At 33.6% G+C, this 13,571-nt stretch carries 26 protein-coding genes; all 26 read right to left on the bottom strand.

The features are described 5' to 3' along the window. Window positions 1–11 precede the first annotated feature (11 nt). The 26 genes from J2W95_RS05915 to J2W95_RS05790 all read right to left on the bottom strand — a co-directional run bounded on the left by J2W95_RS05915 (window position 12) and on the right by J2W95_RS05790 (window position 13,288). Complete coding sequence (locus tag J2W95_RS05915) at window positions 12–884, bottom strand: Clp protease/crotonase-like domain-containing protein (protein WP_310004932.1); 873 nt, start codon at window positions 882–884, stop codon at window positions 12–14. 66 nt (window positions 885–950) lie between these two features. Beyond that, on the bottom strand, window positions 951–1,130 hold the full coding sequence (locus J2W95_RS05910; RefSeq protein WP_310004929.1) for a hypothetical protein: 180 nt from the start codon (window positions 1,128–1,130) through the stop codon (window positions 951–953). After that, the gene (locus J2W95_RS05905) at window positions 1,127–1,798 is read right to left on the bottom strand and encodes a hypothetical protein (RefSeq protein ID WP_310004927.1); all 672 of its coding nucleotides are present in this window, start codon (window positions 1,796–1,798) and stop codon (window positions 1,127–1,129) included. The genes J2W95_RS05910 and J2W95_RS05905 overlap by 4 nt, the downstream gene beginning before the upstream one ends. A gap of 2 nt (window positions 1,799–1,800) precedes the next feature. Beyond that, window positions 1,801–2,325: a TIGR02594 family protein gene (locus J2W95_RS05900; protein WP_310004925.1), complete on the bottom strand. Its 525-nt coding sequence runs from the start codon at window positions 2,323–2,325 to the stop codon at window positions 1,801–1,803. 13 nt (window positions 2,326–2,338) lie between these two features. Continuing rightward, window positions 2,339–2,539 (bottom strand): hypothetical protein, encoded by a 201-nt coding sequence (locus J2W95_RS05895; RefSeq protein WP_310004922.1) that lies wholly within the window; start codon window positions 2,537–2,539, stop codon window positions 2,339–2,341. Next, entirely contained in the window at window positions 2,536–2,856 is a 321-nt protein-coding gene (locus tag J2W95_RS05890) for a hypothetical protein (protein WP_310004920.1), read from the bottom strand. Before J2W95_RS05890 ends, J2W95_RS05895 begins: the two co-directional genes overlap by 4 nt. A gap of 127 nt (window positions 2,857–2,983) precedes the next feature. Beyond that, window positions 2,984–3,544 carry a hypothetical protein gene (locus J2W95_RS05885; RefSeq protein ID WP_310004918.1) on the bottom strand — a complete coding sequence of 187 codons (561 nt, stop codon included), beginning with the start codon at window positions 3,542–3,544 and terminating at the stop codon, window positions 2,984–2,986. 11 nt (window positions 3,545–3,555) lie between these two features. Further along, window positions 3,556–4,032 carry a hypothetical protein gene (locus J2W95_RS05880; RefSeq protein WP_310004917.1) on the bottom strand — a complete coding sequence of 159 codons (477 nt, stop codon included), beginning with the start codon at window positions 4,030–4,032 and terminating at the stop codon, window positions 3,556–3,558. Further along, window positions 4,017–4,433: a hypothetical protein gene (locus J2W95_RS05875; protein WP_310004915.1), complete on the bottom strand. Its 417-nt coding sequence runs from the start codon at window positions 4,431–4,433 to the stop codon at window positions 4,017–4,019. Before J2W95_RS05875 ends, J2W95_RS05880 begins: the two co-directional genes overlap by 16 nt. A 2-nt stretch (window positions 4,434–4,435) precedes the next feature. Next, on the bottom strand, window positions 4,436–5,314 hold the full coding sequence (locus J2W95_RS05870) for an arabinofuranosidase catalytic domain-containing protein (protein ID WP_310004913.1): 879 nt from the start codon (window positions 5,312–5,314) through the stop codon (window positions 4,436–4,438). Between the two features lie 2 nt (window positions 5,315–5,316). Then, window positions 5,317–6,081: a hypothetical protein gene (locus J2W95_RS05865; RefSeq protein ID WP_310004911.1), complete on the bottom strand. Its 765-nt coding sequence runs from the start codon at window positions 6,079–6,081 to the stop codon at window positions 5,317–5,319. Window positions 6,082–6,083: 2 nt separating this feature from the next. Next, window positions 6,084–6,578 carry a hypothetical protein gene (locus tag J2W95_RS05860; RefSeq protein ID WP_310004909.1) on the bottom strand — a complete coding sequence of 165 codons (495 nt, stop codon included), beginning with the start codon at window positions 6,576–6,578 and terminating at the stop codon, window positions 6,084–6,086. 140 nt (window positions 6,579–6,718) lie between these two features. Continuing rightward, window positions 6,719–7,087, bottom strand: a complete 369-nt coding sequence (locus J2W95_RS05855) for a hypothetical protein (protein ID WP_310004907.1) — start codon at window positions 7,085–7,087, stop codon at window positions 6,719–6,721. A gap of 150 nt (window positions 7,088–7,237) precedes the next feature. Beyond that, on the bottom strand, window positions 7,238–7,447 hold the full coding sequence (locus J2W95_RS05850; RefSeq protein ID WP_310004905.1) for a hypothetical protein: 210 nt from the start codon (window positions 7,445–7,447) through the stop codon (window positions 7,238–7,240). Continuing rightward, window positions 7,444–7,647 (bottom strand): hypothetical protein, encoded by a 204-nt coding sequence (locus J2W95_RS05845; RefSeq protein WP_310004903.1) that lies wholly within the window; start codon window positions 7,645–7,647, stop codon window positions 7,444–7,446. The genes J2W95_RS05850 and J2W95_RS05845 overlap by 4 nt, the downstream gene beginning before the upstream one ends. Window positions 7,648–7,649: 2 nt before the next feature. Next, window positions 7,650–7,871, bottom strand: a complete 222-nt coding sequence (locus tag J2W95_RS05840; protein WP_310004900.1) for a hypothetical protein — start codon at window positions 7,869–7,871, stop codon at window positions 7,650–7,652. 62 nt (window positions 7,872–7,933) lie between these two features. Continuing rightward, entirely contained in the window at window positions 7,934–8,101 is a 168-nt protein-coding gene (locus tag J2W95_RS05835) for a hypothetical protein (protein WP_310004897.1), read from the bottom strand. Window positions 8,102–8,112: 11 nt separating this feature from the next. Then, window positions 8,113–9,636, bottom strand: a complete 1,524-nt coding sequence (locus tag J2W95_RS05830) for a DNA cytosine methyltransferase (RefSeq protein ID WP_310004895.1) — start codon at window positions 9,634–9,636, stop codon at window positions 8,113–8,115. Next, a complete protein-coding gene (locus J2W95_RS05825; RefSeq protein ID WP_310004893.1) occupies window positions 9,633–9,908 on the bottom strand; it encodes a hypothetical protein in 276 nt (91 codons plus the stop codon). Before J2W95_RS05825 ends, J2W95_RS05830 begins: the two co-directional genes overlap by 4 nt. Next, a complete protein-coding gene (locus tag J2W95_RS05820) occupies window positions 9,908–10,573 on the bottom strand; it encodes a hypothetical protein (protein WP_310004892.1) in 666 nt (221 codons plus the stop codon). Before J2W95_RS05820 ends, J2W95_RS05825 begins: the two co-directional genes overlap by 1 nt. Before the next feature lie 166 nt (window positions 10,574–10,739). Next, on the bottom strand, window positions 10,740–11,018 hold the full coding sequence (locus J2W95_RS05815; RefSeq protein WP_310004890.1) for a hypothetical protein: 279 nt from the start codon (window positions 11,016–11,018) through the stop codon (window positions 10,740–10,742). An 11-nt stretch (window positions 11,019–11,029) separates the two neighbouring features. Further along, window positions 11,030–11,266: a hypothetical protein gene (locus J2W95_RS05810; RefSeq protein WP_310004889.1), complete on the bottom strand. Its 237-nt coding sequence runs from the start codon at window positions 11,264–11,266 to the stop codon at window positions 11,030–11,032. Window positions 11,267–11,269: 3 nt separating this feature from the next. Next, entirely contained in the window at window positions 11,270–11,770 is a 501-nt protein-coding gene (locus J2W95_RS05805) for a hypothetical protein (RefSeq protein WP_310004886.1), read from the bottom strand. Between the two features lie 201 nt (window positions 11,771–11,971). Further along, the gene (locus J2W95_RS05800) at window positions 11,972–12,418 is read right to left on the bottom strand and encodes a hypothetical protein (protein WP_310004884.1); all 447 of its coding nucleotides are present in this window, start codon (window positions 12,416–12,418) and stop codon (window positions 11,972–11,974) included. 2 nt (window positions 12,419–12,420) lie between these two features. Beyond that, the gene (locus tag J2W95_RS05795; protein ID WP_310004882.1) at window positions 12,421–12,753 is read right to left on the bottom strand and encodes a hypothetical protein; all 333 of its coding nucleotides are present in this window, start codon (window positions 12,751–12,753) and stop codon (window positions 12,421–12,423) included. Between the two features lie 28 nt (window positions 12,754–12,781). Then, window positions 12,782–13,288, bottom strand: coding sequence for a hypothetical protein (locus J2W95_RS05790; RefSeq protein ID WP_310004880.1), 507 nt, complete (start codon window positions 13,286–13,288; stop codon window positions 12,782–12,784). Window positions 13,289–13,571 lie beyond the last annotated feature (283 nt).

The raw sequence follows: 13,571 nt of genomic DNA, 5'->3' as shown, positions 1-13,571 counted from the left end.
TAAAAATTATTTTACTTATAGTGGTTCAATTCACTCATTATATGAAGCTTTTGCATAGCTTGATGTTGGCTACCAATGGAATCTATCATTCCATATTCTAAAGCTTTATCAGCACCAAAAGACTTACCAGTTAACACACCTGTTTCTTGCTTTAAATCAGGACATGTAGAAATAACAATTTCTTGAAACTTGATTGCCAAAGGAGAAAGCATTTCCTTTTTAATCATATCATATTTGCCTTCTAGCATTAAATTCCAAGCTTCGTTTTTATGCAGACTTTCATCCGGATAAACATCATGAAATTTGTATCCTAAACTTTCAAGATATTTTCTTGTATCGAGATAAGACAACACAATCCCAACAGATCCAAAAGAAGCCGATATGTTATTATCTGCCATTTTATGGTCAGAAACCGCACACATCGCCCAATATCCTAAAGAATTAACCTGATCGCCAATTCCTATAATTGGTTTTGTTTTGGTTTTTCCAAATTCAACAAATGGACTTGCCGCCGATACTGCTCCCCCTGGAGAATCCACATTAAAAAGAGTTCCAATGATATTCGGATTATTATCCGCTACACGCAAAGCGTTTACAATTTCAAGACCTCCATAACTCCACCAGTCACCATACTTCATAATTGGTCCAATCATATCAACTACTGCAACCGAATTTTTTGGAGCATTAAGCATTCCATTAGAATCAGGTCGGACTGGCTTGCCATTATCATCGAATACTGATAAAATTGCTTTAGTGCTTTTTTCAAAGTCAACAGATTCGCCAGTAATGATCTTATGAAATACGTTAGCATAAATATTAATTCCCTCGATAGATAAAGCCCATTCTGCTTTCATCAAATCCATTAAAGAGTTATTTACTTTCATCGTTGTAATTTTTTTACGAAGTTGTTGTTATTTCAAGACAATCGCTGTGACATGTTATTTTCACTGTTATTGCAGATTGTTTTCAACCGTTCTTATCAGTTCCTTTTTGAGTTTTAGAATTTCGGCTTCGAGTTTCCCCAATTTTGTAAACATCTTTTCCTCCACTTCTGCGAGTGATTCAATTTGCGCAAAGAGCAGCGCTTTTTTAAATTTTAAATCCCTTAGTTTGATTTCGAGATCGTTCATCGCTTGATATTTAAAATTGAAAAACTATAACCTACCCAAATAGTCTGATTGGTATCAAATGAAGCCGTCAGAACGTTTCCTTTTCTGTTTTGGAACATCAAGTTCGCTTTGGCTTTAAAATCATTTAGAGCCGTGTTATTTCCAACTTCAATTCCTGCTAAAACCCTGAAAGCAGTTTCTTTGGCTTGTACCGGAACTTCCAATTTTCTTTCTTTGAGCGTGTAGGTGGGTATTACTTCTTTGACTTCGCCCTGAACAATTCCTTTGAAATCTATTTTAATCACATCATTCTCAAACAAAGAATTGAAATTATTCAATTGAATCGCTTTAGCAAATTGTAGTTTTCTTATGCTGTCATTGGCTTTGGCAAAATCCTGTTTTAATTTTTCATTTTCCGCAATCAGTTTTTTATCAATTTTATTTTGAACAAAAACAGTTTCCCCTTTTTGCACATTTGCTTTTTCATTTGCATTTATGACAATTGGCGTATGATTTGGCACTTTCGTATCAAACTTTCCTTTCACTTCCGGAACAGTAACTTTTACCGAAGTCACTGCTTTTTCTTTATTGGAACAACCATTGAACCACAAGAAAAAGAACAATAAAATCCAGCCTAGATATTTTAAGAATTCTTTGAATCCTGATGAATAGGGAATTATTTGTATCATGATTAAGCTTCGTTTGTGGAAACAGCACCAGTGGCCTCCAATTTGATTACTCTAACATTGTCCGGCTGTGCAATTTTCCAAGGAGTTCTGCGGATGGCCACACAACGTTCTTTCTTGATTCGGGTAATGCAAACCATATCCGATTGATTCCCGCCCAAAACATGGTAAGCTGTTTTGTCTTCGCCAATATAAATTCCAACGTGACCGCCACCGTCACGAACAAATACCAGAACATCACCAAGCATAGCAATGGTTTCTTTCGTTCCATAGTTTGCCCAATTCCTTGCCCACAATGGTTTTTCTACAAAATCAAATCCCGCTTTGTGGACCACATAAGCAACAAACAATCCGCACCATGGAATATCATCTTTACGGTACTCTTTTTCCATCCCCAAAGTTTCTGCCCAATGCAGTATTTCAATATTGTCACGCGCTCCAGGTACTTCTTTAATGCCTAATAATTTTAATGCTTCAATTAGAATTTTTGGAGATTTTTCGGCTTTAAGCCATTGATAGATATTTGCCATAAGGAATTATTAATTATTTATTGCTAATTAGCACACTGTCAACGGCTAACTTGGTTTCAATTTCACTAATGATTTTATTGAGTTTGATTTCCTTGTAAACAATCTCTTTTCGCTGTTCTATCACTTCTTTTGGAGGATAGAACTTTGGTAATTTTGGCGAAAGCATTATCGCACTAAAAACCACAATCCCGATGATGTAAAATGTTGTTTTCATTTGTTGGAGGTATTTAATTCTGCTCGTTTTTCCCTTTGTTGAATAAGGAGTTCCAGTAGATGGTTAAACTTATCTGTATAATACACAAGCTTAGTCGTATATTTTTCCTGTTCTTGGGTACGAGAATTATTAATAGCATCAATTCGAGTAGAAAGAATGGTATAATTTTCTCTATGGCGTTTGTCATTGTAGTAGGCTATTGACATTACTGTTGCCAGTAAAATGATATAATTCAATTGGATTCTTTTGATTTGGGGCAATAAGAAGTACCAGTCAAATATCTTGGGAAGTTCTCGGAAATAGTCTAGTATCTTCATAGGTCACTTTTTATTTAATCCAAAAATACTTTCACTCTAAAGAAAAATCTGTGACAGGAGTGAAGCACAAAAAAAAATACCCTTACAGAACATAAGGGTATTAATCAAGATTTGCCGTGACAGCTATTTATGAAGCAAAATTCAAAATCCTTGCTGACTTCTTATTTTGGAATCGTGCGATTATTTTCCCGTTTTTTTTTTCACGATAAAAGATTTGCCGAAAAGTGTCATTTGAGAATCCAAATTCAAGTAAATCATATTTGTCAATCCATTTATCAATAGCCGAAACTACCACCGCTTCATCATTGTTTTCAATACAGCCATTCATGTAGGATACAAATGACATTCGGAATATATCCTCCAACAGATCATTAATATCATCATTGGCCTCTTCCGGAAGCATCAAGTAAGAATTTCTCCCGCTTTCATGTTTATAGAACTGGCCAGTGTATATTTTCTTGTTCCCATCATCCGAAACCTTTAGACATAAATTGAAATTATTTATCTTCAATGGCTTGCCCGATTTAATCATTAGCATCCTAATAATTTTCCCAATACTGGAAACATCCGGAGAAAACAAAGCCGTCTTGACTTTCTGATTTCCATAAGTAAATACATCCCCTTCACTTTCCTTAAAAAAGTAGGGAACCAAATGTTCACGAATAGTAATTGGGACAATGGATGACATAGGCTATTGATTTAGTGAATTAATAAGTAATAATCTCTTGTGATCTCTTTTCTCTGAAATGGAGTTAGTTTTCCACGTTTTAACCTTGCATAAGGAACAAATCCAACTCCGATAATTGTAAGTCCTACAAAACGACTAAAAGCGCTGTATTGTCCTTTTCCTTTACGTTCGTTCCCTTTGGCATATATCCAGTCTGCTTTCCATTTTGTCACAAAATTTGAAGCTGCATTGTTAACCATATAATGGTAATCATGCAACATTGCGTCCAAATCCAAATGAGGCAAGTCATGTAAATCTTTTACAATAGTTGCACCATCAAAAGCATTTGTATCATCACAGAAATAATCGAAAGCTTTTAAATAAACTTCTATTTCGTTTATTCCATAACCTTTCAAATCCAAAAAACGAAATACTTTATCTCTACATTCAAAAAGAGTTGCTTTGTCCTGGTTGAAATATTTTGATTTTGAACCTAGCACAATACCCATTTTTCAGGAAGCAACATAAAGACAGTTAGCCCTGTTGGCGATCCATTTTCATCAAGAATAAAATCGGTTTTCACGAAATACAGTAATCCATAAGGCAACTTCGCCCACTCTCTTTCATTGCTTGACAATTCTACTATTACACCGTCTACTTCTTTAGTAAATGAAACGCCCAAACTCTCTATATAAGAATCCAATGCAGTTAATTCAGAATTGGATATAAATTTTGAAAACTGTTCTCCATAAAGTAGTTTTGCTCCATTATCACCAACTAAATAATTTTCAATTTGGTAACTTCTTCCATTTGGCAGAGAAGTAAAACTTACAATACTGGTTTCAATTAGTGATTCTTTGTACCCTGTACGTGCATCCCCGTATTTTCCTTTTTCTGTTGATTTTATCATGATTAAGCTACTTTATAAAATGATTTAATATTATTCATTATTGGTGTATTATTGCTTCTATTATCAAAATTAAATACGATTACTTCGCTAAGATTCATATTATAAGTAGTGCCATTATGTCCATGATTTAATCTACCGATACCTACTGAATAACTACCTGTCCAGTTTGCAGTATTTACGGTTAAAGGGTTTTGGTAGACAGCCTCTGTTTGACCAGAAAAAGAAGTATTTGAACTATTATTAACATCACTAGACCCGTTATTATGAAATGAAATCCTAAACAAAGGCTTAGGAGGTAAATAAGCGCCTTTAGCACTATTTCCAAACCCTGTTATTCCTATGTGGTTTTTTATTCTTACAATGTGCGAAGTAGCATCGCCCGATGCTCCGCTTACCATAGCGCCATATCCTGTGGTTGGAAATATAGCCATTACACCACCTAAATTTGGCGACCCTGTTTTTGTTGAAACAGTTAAAAAAATACTAAATTGATTAAGAACAAAAATTGGCAACGTCATAGTGTGAGCAGTTGTGAATTTTATCGTAGGCAAGCCAAGTTCGACGTTCAAAACCCCTGATTCCACTATAATAGGTTGACTAGCTAACACGGTTTGTACAGCGTTGTTTCCGTTACCCGATTGGTCATACCATGTTCTTACATATCCGTTTCCACTACCTACAAATGATAGTAAAGAAGCTGAGTCTAATTTATAACCTAAAAACCCTATGTCTAATTCTGTATTATCTGAACTTCTTCTTACTCTAATACAATTGCCACTATAAAAAGTATAGGCTTTTCTTAAACTAAATACAATATTTGAAGCCCCTGTTCCGTCAAGGTATCTATATTTAATTCTTCCAAAATCATATCTCCTTTTCATAATTATTGCAATAAGATTACTGAATTTGTCGAACCTCTTTGAAAGAAAGCAAATGTTGTTTTCTCAGGAGTTGCAGTGGGCGTTCCGTTTTCCCAAGATTTTGGAGTAGTAATTGCCCATGCAACTGTAGCACCTGTCATAGTATATCCCTCCCAAGCATGATTGGCAGACAAAGTAGCAGGAACAGTTATCGTGCTTGGAGCAGTGGCAATTATCAATTTACCATGCCAAGACGGCTGAATAGTTACAGCTCCACTTATCTCTATCTGGCTTCTGAAATAATCTAAAATATATGCCTTGATAGTCGACCACTTCCAAAATTTAGTTTTATTAGAATCTTGTGAATCCGAAATACCTATTTTATCGTTATCTACGATTGTTGTCTTTTCAGGTGCAGCAGCAATTTGAGAACCGAGATTACTCACAACATTTTCAGATGAATAACCCGCAGGACTTGTTTTATAAGTCCAATTAGAACCATTTGCTCCAACATAAAGATTTCTTACATCATTCTTTAATTCATCATGATTTGTAACAGGTGGATTCTCAATATCAAATATTGTAGCAGCTGCAGGAGTATTTGCATTAACGTACACTATTTGCGAATAATTGGAAGGTGTATTGTCAAACAACTCATTCAGAGCATCTCGAATCTGATTTATTTCTTCTGCAGAAAGGTAGGTTTCTTCACCATATTGTTGCAGGAAAGCTAATAGTTCTGGACTATTAACTTTGTCAAGCCAATTAACAGGTAGATTTGAACTCATAACTAATAAAGTGTTAAGGGTATAAAGGCAGGCAAACCATAAGAATTTGGATTTGGAACATAACCGGATGGAGATATCGAAACAGTTTTGAATGTTGCCTCTGCTGTTTTAATATTCGTTTTTATCTCAATTTTTGGACGTGCATTTTGTTTAAAATCGTTTCTGCCAATAACCAAATCAAGTCCATTGGTCAATTTCAGTTTTAGAAATTTTACATCCATCATCATTGCCAATCGCTCGGCTCTCTTTTCATCAGTCGATGGAAAACGAATTGTGACACTTTGTTTGTATAATGGACCAGAGTTTACTGTTTCACTTTCTTCACCAAACGAAACAGAGGCCAAACCAAAATGCGCTTTGGTAAAATCCGTGCCGGACATTAGAGAATTATGGAATTGTTGCCAGTCCAAAATTTTGGAAGGAATAAGATCACCATTAAATGCAAGTTCGACACCGCATATATTTGGATTAGTTTTCACCTTATCAAGTAGTTCCATAAAAAAAATATTTTTACGAAGATAACAAAAACTATACTTTTTAGTATAACTATTTGTAATAATTATACAAAAAAGTATAAAAAAACCGCTCAATTGGAGCGGTTTTAAGTAACTTGATATTTATTGATCAACCGTACAGATTACGGCTCGATTCCCATTGACTCCATTTCAGCATCAGAAGCCCTTTTAATACGATCAATATAACCTTGAATTCCTTTTACTGTGTTTTGATTTCTTGGATAATCATATTTATTTTTTAGAGCACTATCTAATTCATGGTTATAACCTTCGCGAATTGCCCAACGATAGCCTAATATCAATTCAGAAGTAAGCAAGTGCCTGTCTTGAGTTACTTTATCCACTTTTTCAAGTGCAACGGTCATGTACCAGTCATATTCCTCTTTTTGGTAAATAACAGGAGTTGGAAGATTTAAAGTAATCGTTTCTTTAAGGGTAAATTCTTTCTCTCTTTCACGTTTATACACGTCATTTTCTTTTACTAAATACATATTATTTATTTTTAAGTTAGAAATTCCTCCGCTTACGAAGGTTTTTTTGGTGATAGGTAATCATCTATAGCTTTGTGAATTTGAGACTTTGAGCATTCAAATTCTTTCATCAGCTGTGAGATAGAATTAAAAGTCGAATGACGCCATCGTTCAACTATCTTTATCTTGAGTTCGTTCGATATCGGTGGTCGGTGATAAGTTTGCTTTTTCATGTTCCTCTCTTTTTTCACTATCATTGATTTCCTGAGCAATCAATATCACTTCTGCAAAAACACCTTTTACAATGTAGGATGGCGTTTCTCGCATCTTGTCTTTTATAGTCAGCATTAATTTTTCTATTGAATTCAGTTCTTTATTCATGTTTCTTTTTTAATATGAATTTCATAATTACCTCTATTGTCTAACTCAGTTTTTTGATAAACTGGCGCTTTCTCCCAGTTCACATCTCCTTTAGAATTACATCTAATATATACGTGATATGGCCATATCAAAGGCAAGATATAGCCCCATTCTTCTTGTACTTTTGCCTTAGTAACTTTTAATACATTTAGTTTTCTCATAATTATTTTATAAGTTCCAAATCATCAGGCGAAACGCCATATATTTCTGTATTACCGAATTTAACGTCTAAGTAGTCCTTGCGATCTCTATTTTTCCCCAGCAGTGTTACTGGCATACCTACACCTATTTTATCACCTCCTAAATTCATAATCTCATTTAAGACAGTGGCTTGCTTGCCTTCAAAAAATGAACTAGCCGATTTTTGTACAAAACTTTTTCTCATGTTGTTTATGTTTGTTCCTGCTATTCTATAAGCAAGATTATTATTTTAAATATACTTCCCTGTTAAAAATCAGATACTGAAAAATATGCATCTGAATATCTGTACGTAACTTTAGTAGTGCATATATCAAATTTTGCTGTCAATGTTCTTTTAGTTTTACCAATTATAATTCCTTCTCCTTTGGTTCCGTGATTAAATTTGTGGCCGATTGGCACTTCTGATATTTTCATAGTATTTAGTTTTAAGCGGCTAATTCTTTTTCTTTAACTGAATTAGCCTTTGATGATGTTGATAATATTGCCTTGGCTTGTTTCACTTCTACGGCATTGCCAATAAATTTTTTATTTTGGGTTTTTGTACCTTTCAAAATATATCCTTCCGGAAAACCCATTATTCTAAGCAATTCCACTTCGGAAAACATTCGCATTAAAATATCTTTCAAGCCATACATTGCCATAAACTCTTTAAGTTTTACTGCATGTGGCAAATCAGTTTCGTAAACTTCGATAGCTAATTCTCCCGTTTCTGTAGTGATTAAATAATGTGGAGCTTTATCCATTCGAGCAATCAAAGTAGGAGCAGGGTCTTCTATACTGCGAGTGCTCAAACTAAACCAAGAAGGATTAATAATGTAATGAGTTCTAACAGTAGTTACCGTTGGACTAATGCCCTTTGATGATGTAACTGGTGAAGTAGAACTATTGAAATTTAGTATTAACGGATCCGTTGATATCAAATTCATCTTTGGATTAGTCGGCATTGTGCCAGCAATACTGTCAATGCTTGAATTTGTTTCTCTTCCAAAATCACGATACACAAAATGGTTAACGCTCATTAATGCCATTCTATCTTTGGTAGGAACTGTAGGCGATACCGTATCGATTCCTTGAACATTTTTCCCAGTGCCGTAGTATTTCTGAATAAACTGCTTCTGATTTAATTTGGCAACATGAACAATACAACCTCCAAGAATTCGCTCAAAAGTTTTATCCGAAGTTATTCTACCTGGTATAAAAATGCTTTCTCCTTTTTCTTCCAGATCCAAAACATCTTTTACAGCATTCCACGGTTTCAATTTATTTTCCGGAGTAACTTTTTTCGAATTGGTTGGTTCTGGCCACTCAATATTAAAATGAGGTTTTGCAAATTGTGCAAAATATCGGATTCGGGATGTGTAAGCATCAAAATCAGCAGCGTTCAAAATCCTATGATCAAAATTAAATCCGTGTGATTCCATTTTACTTACCCAATCATTATAATAAACGGCTTTGTATTCCGGAACTGGTACCATGTGGTAGCAGCCTTTTTTATCTAAAGCCAATTCTGATTGCAAGTGATCTGATTTTTTACCCTCTTTTATTCTTAGAGGTCCCCAAATCATAAACTCCCGAACATTTTCAATATAGACAACATCAAAATCAATTTCTAAATAACGAAGTAAGTCATAAGCTAATGTTCTGCTGTCTGAATCACGAGACATACCGCCTTTGGCTTTAGAATGATTGGTACACTCTAATGATGCCCAAAGCGCAAATAATGCCGTAGGATCCTTTTCTCTGATTTCGGCAATGAGGTTTTTTAAAACTGTTAAATCCAACTTTCGAATATCTTCAATTGCATGGATGCAATCTGGATGATTAGCGGCGTGGCTTTTAATTGCGATTGGGTCATGATTAACGCAATATATAACTTTCACATTTTCGGCTTGTGATGCACCGGTACTTGTTCCGCCACCGCCACAAAATAAATCTACTACGTATATCATAATCCAAGATATTTTAAAAGTCCTTCTGTATATTCGTTCTTTTCGGTGTGGCAAATCCTTTGCAATAAATAAACTTTGACAGGGTAGGTTCCAGCACTATCAGCTTTCATAAAGTCTTCACCACAATTTGCAGTATTTCCTTTGCTGTCTATCCAAATATATTTTTCAGTTTTTGGCAATTCAGGAATTGCACCGGGGAAAGCATTTATCCAATGGCGTTTTGAAGTGATTTCAAAAACAAGGGTTGCGTTTATTTTTATTTCTTCGGCCATTATATAAAGTCGTTAGGTTTCTCAATTTGTTCAAACTCGTAAACCCAAACGAATGGATTTTTATTCCAAGATTCTATTCCATTAATAGATTCCCAAATACATTGAAATGCTCTTGATGCTTTAGAATACGCTCTATATTTCATTGCTCCTCCATTAGGATGTATTGAACCTTTATATTCGCCAAATGGACCATACTTTGAACAACCTTCCTGTATAGCATCTTCTTCTGTAATTTCATTCAGCCTTTCAACTCGAATAGATTTTATTTTAAGGAATATTCTGCAGGCTACTTTCGGCATATGAATAGATGGTTTCCATTTAGCACCTTTATAGTTATTATCTGCCTTATATCCATAACTTAAAAAAGCGTTTGTATCGGAATCATGTATATAATGGAAGTTTTCCCGAACCCAAAGCACATCCCCAACATTGTAAGGACATTTTTGATACATCCACGTTTCAGTACCTTTTACAGTAAAATAAGCATGTAAATTTTTGTCTTCTTCATTATCAGGATTTCTGCATAAAGCTTCAAATTTCCATTCATCAGGATTTATATTTACTTTTTCCAAGCCTTTGGTTCTGCGAGTTTTCGTTTTTATACCTTCCAAAATTCCTTGAACCATTGGAGTAGAATATAGCATTGGGTGAAATTTCGTTTTCATATCTACCAAAATTTAATTAAGAATAAAAAGCACATAAACAGAACTCCCACACAAAACCAAACCAATCTGATTACTCTCAGATCTTTAATTTCATCTTTCAGCTGTTGGGTGTGTAGACAAGCTTTTTCGTTAAGCCCGCATACGATACAATTTTTATTACTCATGGTTAATTATTTGAAAGTGATTTAAAAGGAACTGCAGTTTGTATTTCTGGATCCTGAACCATTAAGTAGGTTTTTACAGGATAAGGAGTTTCGGTTTTGTGATTTTTTAGATCATAACCGTTGGTAGCAAACCCCTTTTTATCTAAGTGCAGTAACTTTGAATTCACACCTAGTTTGTTAATGCAATCCTGAACGTTTTTTACCCAGGAATGGAACTCTTTAAATTCTCCTATAAGAATTACTTTTATAGGAATTTCAATTACTTTGTTTTCTTCTGTCATGGTGTTATTATTTAAGTGATTATTATTGTGATTTCTTTTGTACCGGGCTTTGCTTTTTTTAATTCTTTTAAAAGCTTTAAGGCTAATTTGCATTTTACAGAATCATTTTGAGCATCAATAGAATCCTGTTCTGTGTAATTTTTGCTTCCTAAAAACTGATCGGGAAATTCATTGTATCTTCGAATCATCATTGCATGATGTTCCGATTGTCGCATTCTTTTTTCAAGAAATATTTCTAATTTTTCCATTTTTTAACCGGCTTTTTTATATTCCTTTTTTCTAAAATGCTGTCTCTCATTCGGGATGAAAATCTGCTTTTTGGAAACAAGATTTTCGAGATATAAACTCGTTGTGCTATCGTCTATATAGAATGGACCCGAAAGAACTTGGCTAGCATATGTGTAATACAAAAGATGCAGCCGGACATTTTTTGAGTTGTATTTTACATCATCTAAAGAAGCTTCGCGCAGCACTAAGTCAAAAATGAAATCAGTAGGGGAGACAACTTTGGGAATAGGAGTGATCACTCCACATAATCCCCAAGTCATTCTAATAAACACATTCATAAAGTTGGTACCTTCATGAAGGTTATAAGGGCCTGAAATTGCTTTTGTTTTTTCATCCAAGTAGAAAACAGTTACGTTTTCTTTGATTCCTTGTACCGCATGCATTTCGTTTACATTTCCAGTAAACAAATCATGCTTTGTAGCAGATCTTAATGCTGTTCGAACTTCTAAAAATGTTGGATTCATAATTATAGATTTTATACTTTTAATTGTCTAAATCTCACAAGTGACTGTGTTCTGGCATATCTTTCCTGTTCTACAGTTAGACCACCATCGTTGACTATTAGCAGGAAACCTTCACATACTTTTTCTAACTCGGCAAAATCCCTGCACCTGGTGAATATTAGTCTGATCTCGTTAAAGGTGTACATTTTATTAAGTGATTAATTATTCTTCGTAATCTTCTTTTATATCATCATTTTCTTTGAAAAAATCCAACATTTTAAACACCTGTGTTGTGTCAAATGAGTTTCTTTTTAATTTTCCTAGTATTTGCTTTTTATCTAAGGAAACCCCAAAAAACTCCTCATTTATTTCTTTATCGGAGAAATCATATACTTCGCTATCTATAAGCCAAACCCATTTTTTTTTAAATTCACTAATCAATTTTTGGTTGTAATATTTAGTGTGTTCTTTTATGAAATTTTGCAGTTCATCAATATTTAATTGCAATATTTTGCAACGATATCCTACGGGTAATTTCAAAAGTTTGAAGTAAAAATCCTGAACATTTTTACCTATTCTTACTACATTTCCATCAAGCATTTCTATTTCCACATCACGGCCATCCATATCAATGTGTTCTACTTCTAAAATTTTTACTTCTTTTTTCATCGCTAAATTATTTTTTGATTATAAGAGCATTTTATTTCTGTGTACGTATAGCTTTTCTTTAATTCGGGGATTGATTGACAGATAATGATAAAATGTGGTTTTTTTAAATTAGGAGTCATCTCTTCAATTCGATCTAAAAGTTTAGGTAATTCCTTGCTTGGAACTTCTTCTACTATTACCAAGTCTCTTCTTAAAAGGAATACATTTGTGGTGCAGCCAATTTTATTAAAATCAGTTTTTAAAATTTTTTTGCCAGAATTTAGGCATTGGATTGTCTCTGATAAAAGTGTTTTACCTGAGCCTTGTGGTCCTGTTAGGATAATTGTTTTTGCCATCGTTAAATGATTTTTAATTATTAAGTGATTAATTATTTACTCTATTTCTGATGTCTGATAAATTGATTTGAAGTGAGTTATTTACAATTTTTGGGAGTAGATCAAAAGCTTCTGGAAAATTTTCTTCTACTGATTTATAAGTTCTAAGAGCGAAAATTGTTATTGATAAATCGGCTTCTAATTTTTCGACTGATTTCTCAGCATCTTTAATTTCATTAAAAAGCTTTAATAATATTGATGCATTTTCAACATCAGGTAATAGTTGATGTTTATTTTTATTAGGCGATGGTAACTCTTTATTTAAAAGGACTCTTTGAAAATTCCATCCATTTCCACTTATTTCCACACTAGCAGATGTATCTGTATAGTTTGGATATTTTTTATAAAAAGTTAAAACATCAGTAGGAATTTGTTTAAGCAGTAATTTTTCTACTTCCTCTTTTAATTCCTTTTTCTGAATATCTATTTTTTCTTTTTTTGGCTTCACTAATTTTTTAGCTGTCAATTCTGCAATTTGTTTTGTGATTTTGCTCATGGCTTTTATTTATTTAAGTGATTTTTAAATTTTTTATTTTTTTTGAAAAAAAATATTTTTTTTTCGTGATACACATTAAGTCCTTTTTTGTCTTTTACTTTCCCAACATCTCAACCTTTAAAAATCAAGGCTTTATCTTCGTTTATGTTGAGAATGTTACAGAAACTTAATTTTATTTCTCAACACTCTGTAACATTCTCAACATTTTCTCAACTTTAATATTTTAAAAATCAATAAGTTAGATATGTTGAGAATGTTGTGACAGTTTTTTTATACTCCACGC

Source organism: Flavobacterium granuli (assembly GCF_031456055.1).
GTDB classification, from domain to species: Bacteria; Bacteroidota; Bacteroidia; order Flavobacteriales; family Flavobacteriaceae; genus Flavobacterium; species Flavobacterium granuli_A.
Note: the sequence above shows the minus strand (reverse complement) of the source record. Positions and strands in the feature narration are given on the sequence as shown.

Bases quoted from the DNA above. Each gene is read 5' to 3' on its own strand.
- J2W95_RS05800 (WP_310004884.1), bottom strand. From the start codon at position 12,418: ATGAAAAAAGAAGTAAAAATTTTAGAAGTAGAACACATTGATATGGAT.
- J2W95_RS05855 (WP_310004907.1), bottom strand. From the start codon at position 7,087: ATGTATTTAGTAAAAGAAAATGACGTGTATAAACGTGAAAGAGAGAAA.
- J2W95_RS05805 (WP_310004886.1), bottom strand. From the start codon at position 11,770: ATGAATCCAACATTTTTAGAAGTTCGAACAGCATTAAGATCTGCTACA.
- J2W95_RS05795 (WP_310004882.1), bottom strand. From the start codon at position 12,753: ATGGCAAAAACAATTATCCTAACAGGACCACAAGGCTCAGGTAAAACA.
- J2W95_RS05820 (WP_310004892.1), bottom strand. From the start codon at position 10,573: ATGAAAACGAAATTTCACCCAATGCTATATTCTACTCCAATGGTTCAA.
- J2W95_RS05880 (WP_310004917.1), bottom strand. From the start codon at position 4,032: ATGGGTATTGTGCTAGGTTCAAAATCAAAATATTTCAACCAGGACAAA.
- J2W95_RS05825 (WP_310004893.1), bottom strand. From the start codon at position 9,908: ATGGCCGAAGAAATAAAAATAAACGCAACCCTTGTTTTTGAAATCACT.
- J2W95_RS05915 (WP_310004932.1), bottom strand. From the start codon at position 884: ATGAAAGTAAATAACTCTTTAATGGATTTGATGAAAGCAGAATGGGCT.
- J2W95_RS05815 (WP_310004890.1), bottom strand. From the start codon at position 11,018: ATGACAGAAGAAAACAAAGTAATTGAAATTCCTATAAAAGTAATTCTT.
- J2W95_RS05875 (WP_310004915.1), bottom strand. From the start codon at position 4,433: ATGATAAAATCAACAGAAAAAGGAAAATACGGGGATGCACGTACAGGG.
- J2W95_RS05890 (WP_310004920.1), bottom strand. From the start codon at position 2,856: ATGAAGATACTAGACTATTTCCGAGAACTTCCCAAGATATTTGACTGG.
- J2W95_RS05910 (WP_310004929.1), bottom strand. From the start codon at position 1,130: ATGAACGATCTCGAAATCAAACTAAGGGATTTAAAATTTAAAAAAGCG.
- J2W95_RS05905 (WP_310004927.1), bottom strand. From the start codon at position 1,798: ATGATACAAATAATTCCCTATTCATCAGGATTCAAAGAATTCTTAAAA.
- J2W95_RS05850 (WP_310004905.1), bottom strand. From the start codon at position 7,447: ATGAATAAAGAACTGAATTCAATAGAAAAATTAATGCTGACTATAAAA.
- J2W95_RS05845 (WP_310004903.1), bottom strand. From the start codon at position 7,647: ATGAGAAAACTAAATGTATTAAAAGTTACTAAGGCAAAAGTACAAGAA.
- J2W95_RS05870 (WP_310004913.1), bottom strand. From the start codon at position 5,314: ATGAAAAGGAGATATGATTTTGGAAGAATTAAATATAGATACCTTGAC.
- J2W95_RS05810 (WP_310004889.1), bottom strand. From the start codon at position 11,266: ATGGAAAAATTAGAAATATTTCTTGAAAAAAGAATGCGACAATCGGAA.
- J2W95_RS05830 (WP_310004895.1), bottom strand. From the start codon at position 9,636: ATGATATACGTAGTAGATTTATTTTGTGGCGGTGGCGGAACAAGTACC.
- J2W95_RS05900 (WP_310004925.1), bottom strand. From the start codon at position 2,325: ATGGCAAATATCTATCAATGGCTTAAAGCCGAAAAATCTCCAAAAATT.
- J2W95_RS05885 (WP_310004918.1), bottom strand. From the start codon at position 3,544: ATGTCATCCATTGTCCCAATTACTATTCGTGAACATTTGGTTCCCTAC.
- J2W95_RS05840 (WP_310004900.1), bottom strand. From the start codon at position 7,871: ATGAGAAAAAGTTTTGTACAAAAATCGGCTAGTTCATTTTTTGAAGGC.
- J2W95_RS05835 (WP_310004897.1), bottom strand. From the start codon at position 8,101: ATGAAAATATCAGAAGTGCCAATCGGCCACAAATTTAATCACGGAACC.
- J2W95_RS05865 (WP_310004911.1), bottom strand. From the start codon at position 6,081: ATGAGTTCAAATCTACCTGTTAATTGGCTTGACAAAGTTAATAGTCCA.
- J2W95_RS05790 (WP_310004880.1), bottom strand. From the start codon at position 13,288: ATGAGCAAAATCACAAAACAAATTGCAGAATTGACAGCTAAAAAATTA.
- J2W95_RS05860 (WP_310004909.1), bottom strand. From the start codon at position 6,578: ATGGAACTACTTGATAAGGTGAAAACTAATCCAAATATATGCGGTGTC.
- J2W95_RS05895 (WP_310004922.1), bottom strand. From the start codon at position 2,539: ATGAAAACAACATTTTACATCATCGGGATTGTGGTTTTTAGTGCGATA.